The organism is Mycobacterium asiaticum, from assembly GCF_001673315.1.
Classification (GTDB): Bacteria; Actinomycetota; Actinomycetes; order Mycobacteriales; family Mycobacteriaceae; genus Mycobacterium; species Mycobacterium asiaticum_B.
This window is the reverse complement of record NZ_LZLQ01000148.1, coordinates 17,075-30,227: the sequence shown is the minus strand read 5'-3', so window position 1 is coordinate 30,227 and position 13,153 is coordinate 17,075. Positions and strand designations below refer to the sequence as shown.

Sequence of the window (13,153 nt, the reverse complement as noted above, 5' to 3'; positions counted from 1 at the left end):
ATGCGTGGCGGCGACTTCAATGGCGAGCTCTTGGCATCGCTGCGCACGCAGGTCGACGCATGGAGTGCTCATGACGCGCTGGTGCAGTTGGTGGAGATGTTCGGCGGAGTTTTCCCGCGGCACGACGATCTGACAGCCCGACTGGCCTTCCTCGACGAGTTCAGTGGGGTATGGGATTACCGGGGCCGGACGAGAGCACGTCCAAGCGGGAAGCAGGTGCAGTGCCAAGACGCCGATGGCGGGGCAAGATGGATGATCCCCCGCTTGGACCTGCCGGACGGGCAACTGGACACGATCACGATGCTGGCCCAACAGCTCGGCCTTACAGATGAAACGACGCCCGCTGAAACAACATTTGACTACATCCTGGTGATCGGTACCGGACGTTACTCGAACTTGCTTCGGGCCCGGTGGGCGCGAGACTTAGCTGCGCAGATTCGCGTCGGTCAGATCGTGCTGGCCGCCGCTTCCCGACGGTTATTGCCGTCGGAAGAGGACGCGGTCGCGTCCTGCGCCCCGGGCGCACGTACTGAATTCGACCTGCTGGCGGCCGCCGCGGCCGACGCGTTCGGGGTGGATACCAGCGAGGTAATACGGCACGGGCGGCAGCGGGTCGGTGACCCGCATCGGGGCCAGATGGTCTGGCACTTCGACGAAGACAGCAATGACCTCGGGCTGCCGATCATTCTGCTCGAGGCACCGTCACCCGATCCAAACAACCGCCGAGCCACCTCCGCAGATACCTTCACCTTTACCGCGCAGACCCTGGATATGCGGCAATCGAGATGTCTTTTAGTAACTGGTCAGCCGTTCGTCGAGTATCAGAACTTTGACGCGCTGCGAACTTTGACCCTGCCGTTTGGAATTGGTATCGAGACGGTGGGCTTCGGCATCGACCGCTACCGAGGACTGCATGAGATGGACCTGCAGCATCCCGCCAAACTGCTGCAGGAGGTCCGGTCGACGATCCGGGCCGGCCGCAGTCTGCTGGAGAGGGTCGAGGCTTGCCAACGAACTGCCCAACGCGCCGCGCCGAGGTTGCTCGAGATCACTCGTCGGCAGTGATTGTGCATGGTGTGGCGGGCGGGTAGTTGCCCGATACGGCGCGCAGGCGCCCCGGTGGCGCCCAGGGCCGTAGCCCCATGTTGCCCAGATACCGCAGCGGATTGACGTGTGCACGCCCCACCCTCGTCTCGAAATGCAGGTAACCGTCGGATGATTGGTCTTCCGCACCGAGGCTACCGATCTTGGTCCCCGCACGTATTTCATCGCCCACTGCCAATTCGCTGGCGTCACCGGGCCGAAACACATAATGCATTTCGGTATCGCCGTTCGAGATGATGACTGAGTAGAGGTGACCGACTTCGCTTGCGCGGCAGACGGTTCCAGATATCACGGCATAGATGGGGGAGCCGGGGTCAGCCGCGAAGTCGACGCCGGGATGGAAACCGTCCGCGCGGGTCCCGTATCCGCGGCCGATCGCGCGTGGCTCCGCCTCGATCGGTAGCCGTGGCGACGGCTCGATCCGATCGAAGTCGCCGCGCACCCGCCGCTCGTAGTCCGCTTTGAGAAGGCTGACCTCATCGAGTGCGTAGCCGAACAACAGCGATCGGTCATAGGCCACACCGAAGTTGTGCCGAAAATCCGGGTCGAGCCGCATGTAGTGGTTTACTCGCGAGATCCGTTCGTCCAGCGTCGACCAGCCGTTGTGCGTCAGGCGAATTCCGTCCAGCTGCCCTATCCGGCCGTGATCGGTGATGTTGGCCGGCCAGTGCGAATTGTGCATCAACTTTGATCCGGCATACAGACCCGGGTACCAACGCCAAAACGGGCCGCGCAGCGCTTCGGCGGTGCCCATCACCGGCACCATGTCCGGGTACTTTGGATCATCCCAGCGGGAAACCATCGGACACATCAGCGCCGCTACGTCGTCCGGTGTGCGCGCAAGCACCTCACGGATGTCGATGTCGATCTGGAAAATCCAGTCGGCGTCGACCATCACCATCCAGTCCGGGCGACAGAAATCGGCCATCCGGTACAGCAGCTCCAGCCCGGTGGATTCGGGGATCAACCAAGGTGTCGGGGGTAGATCTGCCCGGGCGCGAACAACATTGGTGACTGCGGTGTGATTCGCCAGGATCTTATGCGTGTCATCGGTGCTGCGATCGTCGATCGCGTAGATGTCGTCGCAGAAGGTGGCCAGCGAGTCCAAAGTATCGGCCAAGGTCTCACCGGCATTGTGAGCGCGCGTTACCGCCAGAATTCGCATGCTGTTGTCCACTAGGTCCCGTGTATCACGCGAGAACGGAAATGTAGTAGCTGGGCTTGTCGGATGGCGCGTCGAAATTGCCCGGCATTTCGGGAAGGTCGTGATCGGCCAGCAGCTGGGCCGCGGTGGTTCCTACCGATCGCCACCCGTGGTTGTCGAGGTAGTCAGAAGCATCGCTGCGGGCCCCGGAATAGGTCAGCGACCAGATGTCCAGGTCGAATCCATGGTCGCGCCAGGTGCGAGTCGCACTGCGGATGATCTCTTCAACCCGCCCGGAGTCCAGGTCCGAAGACCCCACGAACGTCTCCATGGCCATCCGGCTTGCCGGTGCGCTGAGGTCGGTGACGTTGTCCAGCAGGCGATCCTGGGCTTCTGGAGGCAGATAACCGAACAGTCCCTCGGCGATCCAGGCGGTCGGTAGCGCGGGCTCGAATCCGCTACTGAGCAGCGTGACCGGCCAGTCGTGACGCAGGTCGACCGGCACCATCCGTAGATCCGCTGTCGGTTCAGCTCCCAGCCGAGCCAACGTTTCGGCCTTGAACTGCAACACGTACGGCTGATCGATCTCATACACCGTCGTGCCCGGCGGCCACGGCAGTCGGTAGCCACGCGCGTCGAGTCCGGACGCCAGGATCACCACCTGCCGAATCCCTGCGGCTGTCGCGTCTGCGAGAAACTGATCGAAGTAGCGAGTGCGGGCCACCAACTCGGTGGTCATTCGCTGTAAACCCCAGGCCGCTTCGGGCTGGTCGACGTCGGACGCGCAGAGCTCTCCGGTGGCCCATCTGGTAAGGAATTCGATACCCACCGCGCGGACCAACGGCTCGGCGAACCGGTCCTCGATCAACGGCTCGGCCGAATTGGTAGCCCTCGCGCGGCCCGCGGCCACCAGCGTGGCGGTCGCGCCAACATGGCTGGCCAGGTCCCAGCTATCGTCGTCCTTGCGCATCACAGTCCTCCCTTCTCGGCGCGTTCCGTTGGCACGACGGACACGGTGCCCGCCCTCGGCTGGTCCGACAGGCGGCCGCTGATGAAGATGGTGTCATCGTCTTCTGGCGCGGGCACACGGAGGCCGCTGCGCCGGAACAGTTCTGCTAACGGCACCCCTTCGAGCTGCCAGCCCTTGGCACCGAGGTAGTCGAGGACGTGATTGCGCTGGCCGGTGTAGACCAACGAGGCTAAGTCGACGTCGATGCCATGGTCGCGGAACGGGTTGGATATGGTGTGCGCTCGCTCGGCGTCGAAACCGACGATGCCCGTGACGAATTCGGTGGCTACCATGCTCCCGGGCGCGCTGAGGGCGGTGATGTCGTCGAACAGCCGGTCTTGGCTATCCGGCTTCAGATAGATGAGTAGCCCCTCGGCCAGCCACGCTGTCGGTGCTGTCGAGTCAAACCCGGCGGCTTGCAATGCCGCCAGCCAGTCTGCGCGCAGGTCGATGGGGACAACGCGCTGGGTGGCGGTGGGTTCGACGCCCAGATCAGCCAAGGTCGTCGTCTTGAACTGCAGCACTTGTGGTTGATCGATTTCGTACACGACTGTCCCGGTCGGCCACGGCAGACGGTAGGCCCGGGCATCCAGCCCCGCCGCGAGGATCACCACCTGCCGGAGCCCCAGGTCGATGGCATTGCGGAAGTAATCGTCAAAGTACTTCGTGCGGACTGCGTTTCCGTCGACCATCGCCCGCGCCACGGTTGGCGCGACCCGCGCGATCGTCGACATGTCGAGGTCGCCGTCCATCAGCTTGGTGAACATATCCAGCCCGACCGCACGTACCAGAGGTTCGGCGAACGGATCTTTGATCAAACCGCGCGGATCCTTGGTGGCCATTGCACGCCCCGCCGCGACGATGGTCGCGGTGACGCCGACACCAGAGGTCAGATCCCAGTCGTCGTCGTCGGTGCGGGGCATCGGCCCACCTTAGCCGTGCCGGCGGCCGCGACCTATGACGCGATGATGGGCTCGTCGTGCACCACCGAGCACTGCAGTAGCGAACGCCGATTCGACGCGCGGGGCCTGCGCTGAAGAATTCATCGACGCTGTGACTGTTCGCGTCGGAACAGGCGCCCGTGGAGGCTACAGAACCAGACGACGTTGCCGTCAGGTCCGCGGACGAAGTTGGATCGGCTTCCGGTGGGCTTGTTGTCGGGTCCAAGGTCGAGCCCGAATTCGGGGCGGTAGAAGGCGAAGCCCAGTTCGACGCAATTTTGGCTATCCGGGGTGCCATCGCCCATGCTCATGGTTCCGGCGAGTTGGCCGTCCCTCGCCCGGAATTCGATCACCGTTTGCTCGCGGCTGCCATCTTGGGAGACCTGCTCGGCGATGTAGCGGCCTTCGTAGGGCGCAAGCTCGGCGGCGCTAAGGCGTTGCGGTGTGGCAGGCAGGTTGGTGACCCCGGCGAATCTGCGCAACGCCCAGTCGCTGGCGAAAAGGTCGTTGATCATGTGAAATCCGCCATCAGAGTTGGTCAGCACCGTCATGGCGAAGCTGCGATCGGGCACCATGAAGAAACCGGAGCGTTGCCCCTTCCAAGTCCCGCCGTGCTCAACAATGGTCACGTTTTCCGCGGAGGGCCGCAGCATCCAGCTCACGCCCATCCCGGTCAGCTCGACCCACAATGTTCCGCCCGCTCCCGGGTTCGAGCGCATTGTCTGCAGCGACTGTCGGCTCAGGAGTTGCTCGCCGTTAGGCGCCGTGCCGTCGCCGAGATGAAATTGTGCGTAGCGCAGCTGATCACGCGCTGTGGACATCAACCCGCCGGTGGGGTTGCAGCTGCGCGGGAATGCCCAGAAGTCGGTATCCACAATGGGTTGCACGGTGGGTTCCACAATGGGTTCCACAAAGGATTTGTCATCGACCACCTTGTGTGACGCGGCCACATTCAGACCGATGATCTGGTCGGAGAAGTAGCGGGTGTGGGCCAGCTGCAGCGGATCGATCAGCAGCCTCTTCACCGCGTCCTCGTAGATTGTTCCGGCGACAAGCTCGATGATGCGGCCCGCCACCACAAGACCAGAGTTGTTGTACGCGAACGCAGTTCCCGGAGGCGTCAGCTGCGGAAAACGTGTCATCGCCTTGACGTAGCGCGCCACCGCATCATCGCCGCGCCCGAAGTCCTGCCCATTGCGACCATCCCAGCCACCAGTGTGGTTGAGCAGTTGGCGCACGGTAACGACGGCGCTGACGGACTCGTCGGCCACCGCGAAATCGGGGATGTACCTGCGCACAGGTGAATCCAGGTCGACCTTGCCCTGCTCGACCAGCCGCATCATCACCGTGGCCGTGAAAGTTTTTGTAGTAGAACCGATTCGGAATACGGTGTCGCCGTCGACAGGCAACGGATGGTCGACATTGGTGACACCATAGCCTTTGACGTACTCTTGCCCGCCGGCCCACACAGCAACCGCGACACCCGGAATCGCATAGGCCTTCATGCCCGCGCGAATTTTGGCATCGAGTTCCTCGAACGCCACGCCAAGATCTGTGCGGCTAACCGTTTCAACCATCCGCGGTACCGAGCACATGACCATCAATATAATTGGCCTTACGCAAATATCGCGCAGCCCCAACGAGTTACGTCGTCTCCGACTCCCAGGTCCAACCGGAGATCTGTGGGTCGTCCTCACCGTGCTCACGGGTGTACCGGCGGGCAGAAATGCGGGCGTCGACCATCTGTTGACGCAGGACCGCGACCCGGCTGCCCAGCCCTTCCACCCGGTCGATCACATCCATGACCAGATGGAACCGGTCGAGATCGTTGAGCATCACCATGTCGAACGGGGTGGTGGTGGTGCCGCGCTCCTTGAATCCGCGCACGTGCAGATGATTGTGGCCGGCGCGGCTGTAGGTGAGTCGGTGGATCAGCCACGGGTAGCCGTGGTAGGCGAAGATGACCGGCCGGTCCCGGGTGAACAGGGCGTCGTACTCCCGGTCCGGCAGCCCGTGCGGGTGCTCCGAGTCCGGCTGAAGACGCATCAGGTCCACCACGTTGACCACCCGCACCGCAAGGTCGGGTAGTTCCCGGCGCAGAATTGCGGCCGCCGCCAGCGTCTCTTGGGTGGGGATGTCCCCAGCGCAGGCCAGCACCACGTCCGGGTTCTCGGTGGCCGTGCTCGCCCACTGCCAGATCCCCAACCCGCGGGTGCAGTGCGAGATCGCCTCGTCCATCCCGAGATACGCCAATGCGGGCTGCTTGCCGGCGACGATCACGTTGATGTAGTTGCGGCTGCGTAGGCAGTGATCGGCCACCGACAACAGCGTGTTGCCGTCCGGCGGGAGGTAGACGCGGGTCAGCTCGGCGCGCTTGTTGGCCACCAGGTCGATGAAGCCCGGATCCTGATGCGAGGCACCGTTGTGATCCTGACGCCACACATGAGAACTCAGCAGGTAGTTCAGCGACGCGATGGGGCGACGCCAGGGCAGCTCCAAGGTGGTTGACAGCCACTTCGCATGCTGATTGAGCATGGAGTCGACGATGTGCACGAACGCCTCGTAGCAGTTGAACAGGCCGTGTCGGCCGGTCAGCAGATACCCCTCCAGCCAGCCCTGGCACAGATGCTCGGACAACACCTCCATCACCCGGCCGTCGGGCTGCAGATGGTCATCGTCGGGCTCAGTGGCGGACAGCCACACCTTGCCCGTCGCCTCGAGTACCGCGTCCAGGCGGTTGGACGCGGTCTCGTCCGGACCCATCAACCGGAACCGGTCGGGATTGCGCTTGATCACATCCCGCAGGAAGCCTCCCAAAAGGCGGGTTGCCTCATGCATCTGAACGCCAGGGTCTCGGACCTCCACCGCGTAGTCACGGAAGTCAGGCAAATCCAAGTCGTGCAACAGCAACCCACCGTTGGCGTGCGGACTGGCACTCATCCGGCGATTCCCCTTGGGCGCAATGGCTTTCAACTCCGCGCGCAACGCGCCGTTATCGTCGAACAATTCTTCCGGGCGGTAACTACGCAGCCATTGCTGGAGCTGCGCACGATGCTCCGGGTTGTCCCGCGTTCCCGACAACGGCACTTGGTGGGAGCGCCAGGTGCCTTCCACCCTCTTGTCGTCGACCTCCTTGGGACCGGTCCAGCCCTTGGGCGTACGGAGCACAATCATCGGCCACACTGGACGCTCGGTGTTTTCACCGTCGCGCGCGGCACGCCAAATGCCGGCGATGTCTTCGAACGCATCGTCCATGGCCGCGGCCAGTTGCTGGTGAACGTCGGCTGGGTCGTCGCCCTCCACCGTGATCGGCCGGTATCCGTATCCACGCATCAACGCTTCGAGTTCGGCGTGCGGGATGCGGGCCAGCACGGTCGGATTGGCGATTTTGTACCCGTTGAGGTGCAGGATCGGCAACACCGCGCCGTCCACGACAGGGTTGAGGAACTTGTTGGAGTGCCAGCTGGCCGCCAACGGCCCGGTCTCGGCCTCGCCGTCACCGATGACACAGGCGACCACCAAGTCGGGGTTGTCGAACGCCGCGCCGAAGGCGTGCACCAGCGCATACCCGAGTTCGCCGCCCTCGTGAATCGATCCCGGTGTTTGGGCCGCGACGTGGCTGGGGATGCCACCCGGAAACGAGAATTGGCGGAACAGCTTGCGCAGTCCCTCGGTGTCTTCGTCGATGCCGGTGTAGACCTCGCTGTAAGTGCCCTCGAGGTAGGCGTTGGCCACCAGCCCGGGGCCTCCGTGGCCGGGCCCGGTGATGTAGATGACGTTGGCGTCGCGGTTGCGGATGATCCGGTTGAGGTGCGCATAGATCAGGTTCAGACCCGGCGTGGTGCCCCAGTGCCCGAGCAACCTCGGTTTGATGTGCTCGGGTTCCAGCGGTTGAGCCAGCAGGGGATTGTCCAGCAGGTAGATCTGACCGACCGAAAGGTAGTTGGCGGCTCGCCAGTAGGCGTCGATGAGGGCCAGGTCGTCGTCGGACAGGACTGCGGGCGCTTTCTCTGGGCTCATGGGATTCATCTACCCGATTGTTCGGCGGTCACTCTTCGCCGCGGGCGCGCGCCTCGTAGGCGCGGCGTTTTTCGACGTCGACGTCATCGGTGAAGACGTGGTCACCGCCGATCATTCGGTTCAATGCCTCGGCGACCCGGCGTGGCCAGAATTTCTGCGACACCACCATTGCCCCGGCCACTTTGGTGATCCGCACTCGCGGCTTGGGCTCGCCCACCAGCGCCACGATGGCGTCGGCAATCTCGTCCGGTTCGGCGTTGCGGAAGCCTTTCATTCCCGGAGTCCCGGCGACCAGTTCGGTGTTGACGAAAGTCGGCAACACCGAGGAGAACTTGACCCCGGCGGCTCGGTACTCGAGGCGGGCCGAGTCGGTGAACGCGAGCACCGCGTGCTTGCTGGCGCAGTAGGTGGCCAGCCCGACGATATGCATTTCGCCGGCCAGCGACGCGATGTTGATGACGTGGCCCCGCCTCCGGGGAACCATGCGCTGGGCCGCCAGTTTGCTGCCCAGGATGACCCCGTAGACATTGATGTCCAGGATGCGCCGGGTGACCGCGTCGGGCTCATCCACGATGCGGCCTACCGGCATGATGCCTGCGTTGTTCACCAGCACGTCGATCGGTCCGAGTTGACGCTCGACCTGATCGAGGAAATCGGAGAACGAGTTCGCGTCGGTGACATCGAGCTTGCCGTACACCTCTAGCCCGAGGTCCGCACCAGACTCCTTGACGGTCGTCTCGTCGATGTCACCGATTGCGACCTTGGCGCCGAGTTTGTGCAGCGCGGTCGCTGTCGCTAATCCAATCCCCCGCGCCCCCCCGGTGATCACTACGACCTTGCCGCCGACTCTGGCGGCCACCGATGCCGTGTCTGCCACTATTTCGTCCCCTTCTCGATTTGCGCTGGTTAGCAGGGTACTAGCCGGTCGGCCAGGTAGGTAATCGATTGTCGGACAACCGGTTTGGAAATCGCAGCGACTAAAGCGACAGCACCCGAAAAGCGCCCAGTACGGTGTGCTCCATGGCCGAACGGTTGCTTGACGCGGTGCGCGTCGTCGACTTGTCCGACGGGAACGCGGACACGGTCACGCGGTTGCTCGCCGACCTCGGCGCGGACGTGCTGAAAGTAGAACCGCCCGGGGGCAGTCCGGCACGACGGGCGCTACCGACCGTCGCGGGTGCGAGCATCCCGTTTGCCGTGCACAACGCCAACAAACGCAGCACAGTGCTCGACCCCTGCGACGACGATGCTCGCCGGCATTTGCTGGACCTGGCCGCGACGGCCGACATCCTGGTAGACACGGGCGGCGCCGCGGCCTATGGCATCTCGGGTGCCGAACTTGCCGATAGTTACCCGCATCTGGTGGTGCTGTCGGTCAGCGATTTCGGTTCGACCGGCGCCCGGTCGTCGTGGCGCGCCACCGACGCGGTGCTGTATGCGATGGCGGGGTCGCTGTCCCGCTCCGGCCCGAGCGTGGGCACCCCCGTGTTGCCGCCCGAAGGGATCGCCTCGGCAACGGCCGCCGCCCAGGCGACATGGGCGGTGCTTGCTGCCTACTACAACCGATTGCGCTGCGGCGCAGGAGATTACATCGACTTCTCGCGGCTGGATGCGGTGGTGATGTCGCTGGATCCGGCTTTCGGTGCACACGGACAGGTCGCGGCCGGGATCCGTAGCAGTTCGCGGTGGCGGGGACGTCCGAAGAACCAGGACGCGTACCCGATCTACCCGTGCCGGGACGGCTTCGTCCGATTGTGCGTGATGGCACCACGCCAATGGCGCGGGCTGCGCCGCTGGCTGGGGGAGCCGGACGATTTCCAGGACCCCAAATACGACGTCATCGGGGCGCGGTTTGCCGCCTGGCCGCAGATCAGCGCTCTGGTGGCAGCGTTGTTCGCCGAACGGACCATGAAGGAGCTGGTGACTGCAGGACAGGAACACGGAGTGCCGATAGCCGCGGTGCTCACCCCGTCCCGGATCCTGGCTTCCGAGCACTTCCAGGCCGTGGCGGCGATCACCGACGCGGAGCTGGTGCCCGGCGTGCGCGCGACGGTACCCACCGGCTATTTCGTCGTCGACGGCCAGCGGGCGGGCTTCCGGACACCTGCGCCGCCCGTCGGGCAAGACGAACCGGTCTGGGCAACCGGACCCGCGCCGGCGGCGCCCCCGGCGGGGGCGGTCGGGGAATATCCGCTCGCCGGGTTGCGCATCTTGGATCTCGGCATCATCGTCGCCGGCGGGGAGCTCAGCCGGTTGTTCGGCGACCTGGGCGCAGAGGTGATCAAGATCGAAAGCGCCGAGTACCCCGATGGCCTGCGCCAGGCGCGGGCCGGTGACCTGATGAGCGAGTCGTTCGCCTGGACGCACCGCAATCACCGGGCGCTCGGCATCGACCTGCGCAGCACCGAGGGCAAGGAGATATTCGGTCGACTGGTCGCCAACGCCGACGCGGTGTTCGCGAATTTCAAGCCCGGCACCCTCACGTCGCTGGGATTGAATTATGACGCGTTGCGCACGCTCAACCCACGGATCGTGCTGGCCGGCAGCAGCGCGTTCGGCAACCAGGGACCGTGGAGCAGGCGCTTGGGTTACGGGCCGCTAGTCCGCGCGACCACCGGCGTCACCCGGGTCTGGACGTCCGGTGATGCTCCCGTCGACGGCGCCCGGCACCCGTTCTACGACGCGACGACGATCTTCCCCGACCACGTCGTGGGACGCGTCGCAGCGGTCCTGGCGCTGGCCGCGTTGATCCGCCGCGATCGGCGCCAGCAAGGGGCGCATGTGCACATATCCCAGGCCGAGGTAGTCGTCAATCAACTCGACACGCTGTTTGTCACCGAAAGCCTGCGCGCCGCGGGCAGCACCGAAGTCCGCGATGACGACAGCGTGCACGCGGTCTGTCGGTGCGCCGGTGACGACGAGTGGTGCGTCATCTCGATCGACTCGGACGAAGCATGGCGAGGCATCGCAGCCGTAATAGAACGGCCGGAGCTGTCCCGAGCCGGAGTAGTGGACGCATTGCGGGAGTGGACCCGCACGCGTACGCCGCTGCAGGTGGCGCAAACACTGCAGGACGCCGGCATCGCGGCCGGGCCGATGAACCGGCCACCGGACGTCCTGGAAGACCCGCAGCTGATCCACCGACAGCTGTTCCAGGAAATGACGCATCCGCTCATCGCGCGCTCGTTGCCCGCCGAAACCGGCCCGGCCCCGTTCCGGCATATACCGCGGGCTCCGCAACGGCCGGCGCCGCAGCCGGGCCAAGACACCCGGGAAATCTGCGGGCAACTACTCGGCATGAGCCCGGAGGAGATCGAGCGGTTGATCACCGAAAAAGTGCTGTTCGCCGCGGGGTAATCAACGGCCAGACCTGCCCGGGCACCGTAACGGGCTCGCGCTCACGATAGGTTTCCATCATGCCCGTCGATCCCAGTACGCCGGTGCTGATCGGCTACGGCCAGGTCAATCACCGCGACGAAGTAGACCCCAGCCAGCCCAGCATTGAACCGATCGACCTGATGGTCAGCGCGTCCCGCCAGGCTGCGGATGCCCGGGTGCTCGAGGCAGTCGACTCGATCCGGGTGGTGCACATGCTGTCCGCCCACTATCGCAACCCGGGCCAGCTGCTCGGTGAACGCCTCGGGATGAGCACGTTCACTGCCGGTTACAGCAATGTCGGCGGCAACACCCCGCAGTCGCTGGTCAACCAAGCCTGTCTCGACATCCAGCACGGCCGCACCAGCGTGGTCCTGATCTCGGCCGCAGAAACGTGGCGCACCAGGAACGAGCTGAAGAAACAGGGCGCGCGACTGGTGTGGACCGAACAGGACAACTCGGTGCCGATGCCAGAAGTGGCGGGTGACGACGTGCCGATGGCCGGGGACGCCGAGATCCGCATCAAGCTGGACCGGCCGTCCTACGTGTATCCGATTTTCGAGCAGGCGCTGCGGATTGCCAACGGTGAGTCCGCCGAGGAGCACCTCAACCGCGTCAGTGAGCTGTGGGCGCGGTTCAGCGCCGTGGCGGTCGACAACCCGAATGCGTGGATCCGACGCCCGGTGACCGCGCAGGAAATCCGCGAAGCCAGTCCGCAGAACCGAATGATCAGCTGGCCTTACACCAAACTGATGAACTCCAACAACATGGTCGACCAGGGCGCGTCACTGGTGCTGACGTCGGTCGGGCAGGCACAGCGCCTCGGCGTACCTTCCGAGCGCTGGGTGTACCCGCAAGCCGGCACCGATGCCCACGACACCTCCGCTCTCGCTGAACGCGGCGAGTTGCATCGCTCGCCGGCAATCCGGATCGGCGGCGCCCGGGCGCTCGAACTGGCCGGCCTGGGCATCGATGACGTCGACTACGTCGATCTGTACTCGTGTTTCCCGTCCGCGGTCCAGGTCGCCGCCAACGAACTGGGCCTGGCGACCGATGATCCCGCGCGTCCGCTGACCGTCACCGGTGGGCTGACCTTTGCCGGCGGTCCGTGGAGCAACTACGTCACGCATTCCATCGCAACCATGGCCGAACTGCTGGTGGCCAACCCCGGCCGACGCGGCCTGATCACCGCGAACGGCGGGTATCTGACGAAACACAGTTTCGGCGTCTACAGCACTGAACCTCCGACCGCGGGATTTCGCTGGGAGGACGTGCAGGCGGCGGTGGACCGGGAACCGACCACGACCGGGCTCGTCGAGTGGGAAGGCGTCGGAACCGTGGAAGCCTGGACGACGCCGTTCGACAGGGACGGGCAGCCCGAGAAAGTATTCCTAACCGTCCGCACCTCCGACGATGCCCGTGCGCTCGCCGTCATCAACGATCGCGACGCGGCCGCGGCGACGGTGCGCGAGGACATCGCCGGTGCGAAGGTTGCCGTCGCCGCAGACGGCAGCGCAACGTTGCAGTAACCGGGTCACGGTAAAGACTCAAAAATCAGCA

9 protein-coding genes are annotated in these 13,153 nt (G+C 64.7%); 3 read left to right on the top strand and 6 right to left on the bottom strand.

Going from position 1 to position 13,153, the window contains the following annotated elements; genetic code table 11:
- A complete protein-coding gene (locus A5636_RS23770) occupies positions 1–1,065 on the top strand; it encodes a hypothetical protein (protein ID WP_065161100.1) in 1,065 nt (354 codons plus the stop codon).
- Here A5636_RS23770 and A5636_RS23765 read toward each other — a convergent pair.
- The 6 genes from A5636_RS23765 to A5636_RS23740 all read right to left on the bottom strand — a co-directional run bounded on the left by A5636_RS23765 (position 1,049) and on the right by A5636_RS23740 (position 9,095).
- Positions 1,049–2,269, bottom strand: a complete 1,221-nt coding sequence (locus tag A5636_RS23765) for a peptidoglycan DD-metalloendopeptidase family protein (protein WP_065161190.1) — start codon at positions 2,267–2,269, stop codon at positions 1,049–1,051. The genes A5636_RS23770 and A5636_RS23765 overlap by 17 nt on opposite strands.
- Before the next feature lie 25 nt (positions 2,270–2,294).
- Positions 2,295–3,221, bottom strand: a complete 927-nt coding sequence (locus A5636_RS23760) for a class I SAM-dependent methyltransferase (RefSeq protein ID WP_065161099.1) — start codon at positions 3,219–3,221, stop codon at positions 2,295–2,297.
- Complete coding sequence (locus A5636_RS23755; protein WP_081287968.1) at positions 3,218–4,180, bottom strand: class I SAM-dependent methyltransferase; 963 nt, start codon at positions 4,178–4,180, stop codon at positions 3,218–3,220. The genes A5636_RS23760 and A5636_RS23755 overlap by 4 nt, the downstream gene beginning before the upstream one ends.
- A gap of 119 nt (positions 4,181–4,299) precedes the next feature.
- The gene (locus tag A5636_RS23750) at positions 4,300–5,799 is read right to left on the bottom strand and encodes a serine hydrolase domain-containing protein (RefSeq protein WP_065161098.1); all 1,500 of its coding nucleotides are present in this window, start codon (positions 5,797–5,799) and stop codon (positions 4,300–4,302) included.
- Positions 5,800–5,842: 43 nt separating this feature from the next.
- Complete coding sequence (locus A5636_RS23745; protein ID WP_065161097.1) at positions 5,843–8,218, bottom strand: phosphoketolase family protein; 2,376 nt, start codon at positions 8,216–8,218, stop codon at positions 5,843–5,845.
- A 28-nt stretch (positions 8,219–8,246) separates the two neighbouring features.
- Positions 8,247–9,095, bottom strand: a complete 849-nt coding sequence (locus A5636_RS23740; protein ID WP_065161096.1) for an SDR family oxidoreductase — start codon at positions 9,093–9,095, stop codon at positions 8,247–8,249.
- Positions 9,096–9,238: 143 nt separating this feature from the next.
- Between A5636_RS23740 and A5636_RS23735 the strand changes: the two genes are divergently transcribed.
- A complete protein-coding gene (locus A5636_RS23735) occupies positions 9,239–11,575 on the top strand; it encodes a CaiB/BaiF CoA transferase family protein (RefSeq protein ID WP_065161095.1) in 2,337 nt (778 codons plus the stop codon).
- Positions 11,576–11,634: 59 nt separating this feature from the next.
- Entirely contained in the window at positions 11,635–13,122 is a 1,488-nt protein-coding gene (locus A5636_RS23730; protein ID WP_065161094.1) for an acetyl-CoA acetyltransferase, read from the top strand.
- The last annotated feature ends 31 nt before the right edge of the window (positions 13,123–13,153 follow it).

Excerpts from the sequence above, each read along its gene's own strand:
- A5636_RS23770 (WP_065161100.1), top strand. The coding sequence starts at position 1 with ATGCGTGGCGGCGACTTCAATGGCGAGCTCTTGGCATCGCTGCGCACG.
- A5636_RS23735 (WP_065161095.1), top strand. The coding sequence starts at position 9,239 with ATGGCCGAACGGTTGCTTGACGCGGTGCGCGTCGTCGACTTGTCCGAC.
- A5636_RS23765 (WP_065161190.1), bottom strand. The coding sequence starts at position 2,269 with ATGCGAATTCTGGCGGTAACGCGCGCTCACAATGCCGGTGAGACCTTG.
- A5636_RS23750 (WP_065161098.1), bottom strand. The coding sequence starts at position 5,799 with ATGGTCATGTGCTCGGTACCGCGGATGGTTGAAACGGTTAGCCGCACA.
- A5636_RS23755 (WP_081287968.1), bottom strand. The coding sequence starts at position 4,180 with ATGCCCCGCACCGACGACGACGACTGGGATCTGACCTCTGGTGTCGGC.
- A5636_RS23745 (WP_065161097.1), bottom strand. The coding sequence starts at position 8,218 with ATGAGCCCAGAGAAAGCGCCCGCAGTCCTGTCCGACGACGACCTGGCC.
- A5636_RS23730 (WP_065161094.1), top strand. The coding sequence starts at position 11,635 with ATGCCCGTCGATCCCAGTACGCCGGTGCTGATCGGCTACGGCCAGGTC.